Annotated in this window: 2 protein-coding genes; both read right to left on the bottom strand. The window is 26.7% G+C overall.

The window, feature by feature from the left end:
- Positions 1-230: 230 nt before the first annotated feature.
- Entirely contained in the window at positions 231-803 is a 573-nt protein-coding gene (locus tag FHP04_RS14275) for a hypothetical protein (protein WP_139856824.1), read from the bottom strand.
- Positions 804-829: 26 nt separating this feature from the next.
- Positions 830-1540 (bottom strand): hypothetical protein, encoded by a 711-nt coding sequence (locus FHP04_RS14280; protein WP_139856825.1) that lies wholly within the window; start codon positions 1538-1540, stop codon positions 830-832.
- Positions 1541-1688: the final 148 nt, after the last annotated feature.

Raw genomic sequence — 1688 nt, forward strand, 5'->3', positions numbered from 1 at the left:
GCGCTTATTGCAGTGGCAAATAAGTTGTTAAAACAATGTTTTGCTATCGCAAAATCGGGTTTACCATATGATGCAGAATTCGTTTCGATTCTTACAGTAAAATAATTGTGCATGAAACAAAAAAGAGCTTACGGATCTATTCTTTCTATCTGTAAGCCTAGAATTATATTGTCAAAAATTAATAAAGAAATTAGTTGTTTTTTATCTCAGTTCTTTGTTGTGGTTAGTTTTTATTTTCCTTTTGTTTCTTTCTTTACTTTCTCCCATTCTTTTTTTAACATATCTTGAATATTGATCAATAATTGGTCAATTTTTTCATTAGCAGTTTTTAAATCACTTTCTGTTTTATATTTTATTTGATAAAATTTTATAAAATACTCTAAAATTTCCAGAGTTTTTAAATCTTCTTTTGGATTAAATCTCAATTTTAACAAAGTCAATTTTGAGGTCAAATCTTTTAGTTCAGGCTGAACATTTCTCTTAAAAGCATTTTTCGTTAAAGAATCAAAATAATGTTTGTGATTTTCATAATTTTCATCATCCATAGTTTGCTGACTTGGATTATCAAGTTCCCTTTGTTTAAGATCATCCCCATAGAAAATTAGAGTATTAGTAATTAATGCGACAATTTCAGAAATTTCACTTCTTATCGTTGTCAACCATTTTATTCTTTCGGTTGTAATTACATCAATAAACTTAGATGTTTTTATATTTCGCCTTGTGAAATAATGACCTATAATTGTTGCTCCGAATGTTAATACTAATCCAGCAATTATTATGTAATCTTTTGGTAATAGTTCCAATTTTTTCTTTTTAAATCAAAAATAAGTTATACGCTTTCAACCCTATCGAATACGTAAAAATGGCCATAATTTTCATTGGTCAACGATAGAGTATTATTTTCATTATGAGAAATTTCATAGTATAATTCATTTGACATTTTATATTCCTCGGCATTTTCAAGATAAAACTTTACGTAATTAAAAATATAATAATACTTTCCGAATAATACAGATTGCCCTTTTATATAAACCAAATTGTTATCATCTTTAAAATATAATTTTAAATTTTCTTGACTCCATCCACCCTTAATAGGCTCTCTAAATTTTTTATATGGCTCAAAATATTTTAATTTAAATATTTGTTCAGAACTTTGTAATTGCCCTTTTATAAATACATATTCGTTGAATTCTTTGAGTTTATTTTCTTCATTCTTACCAAACGACTTATTTTTTAAGTTACCTTTTAGCACCTTACCTTTATCCGTTAGAAGATATTCAATATACATATCAAAATGTCTGATTGTAACTAAAATTAGGAAGTCGTCGTCTTGAATTTTTTCTGTATCAAATTTTACGCTATAATTTTTAAATTCACAATACTGCTCCAAATCTGTTTTTTTTATTCTAATCATCTGCATTATATAATCAGCATCACGTAATAAAATAGCAACTTCATCAGTGAAATACGACCTTGCAAAAGGATATGATTGTGTATGTTTGAACTTATTAAATCTTGATAAAATATCTTGTTTTTCCATTATTTTTTTTCTTGCAGACTGTTGATTTTAAATTACCCACAACGGCAGTCTGTCTCAAAACTACACTAATTTTCTTTTAAATTCAGTTGCAGGGTTAAGATTTCCGTATTTCATGAATTTTATGAAATTTCTCGGGAATGCGAATTTT

This window comes from Aequorivita sinensis (genome assembly GCF_006346335.1).
Taxonomy (GTDB): Bacteria; Bacteroidota; Bacteroidia; order Flavobacteriales; family Flavobacteriaceae; genus Aequorivita; species Aequorivita sinensis.